Origin of the sequence: Salinicoccus siamensis (assembly GCF_042429615.1) — a bacterium.
Lineage (GTDB): Bacteria > Bacillota > Bacilli > Staphylococcales > Salinicoccaceae > Salinicoccus > Salinicoccus siamensis.
Map to the genome: position 1 here is coordinate 1 of NZ_JBHMAH010000010.1, position 535 is coordinate 535.

General features: G+C 53.6%; 1 protein-coding gene. It reads left to right on the plus strand.

Going from position 1 to position 535, the window contains the following annotated elements; translation table 11 throughout:
* A partial coding sequence (locus ACFFLE_RS03820; RefSeq protein WP_380570015.1) for a transposase occupies positions 1-535 on the plus strand: 535 nt, incomplete at both ends.

Below are 535 nucleotides of genomic sequence, written 5' to 3' on the forward strand. Positions count from 1 at the left end.
GCCACGTGTGGCAGACGCACCCGGGAAAGAGCCGGGAGCGTATCCAGGAAGGGCTGCGCCGGTATCCGTTGCAGGCACCTGAAGTCATCGTTACGGACCTGGCTCCCGGCATGGCGCAGACCGTCCACGAGATATGGCCGGAGACAGCCATCGTTGTCGACAAGTTCCACGTCATCCAGTTGTTCACGCAGGCTCTGGATCGTGCGAGGAAGCTGGAAGGAAACAACGGGACCAGCCACAAGAACATCAGGCATCAGCGCAGGCTTTTGATGGCCCGTCCCAAACACCTGAAGTTAGAAGAAAAAGAGACGTTACGCACTTGGCTCGGAGAAAATCCTGAGTTGAAAAAGCAGTGGGTTGCGCTTCAGAAGTTCCGGGACATATATTGTGCCAAAAGCTACAAGAAAGCGCAAAAAACCCTTGAAGACTGGTGCAGCCACTACCTTTTTGAAGGAGCGAACGCCACAAAGTCTATAGTCAAAACCGTCTTGAAGTGGAAACAGGAGATTCTGAACCACTTCACCTACGGACTGAC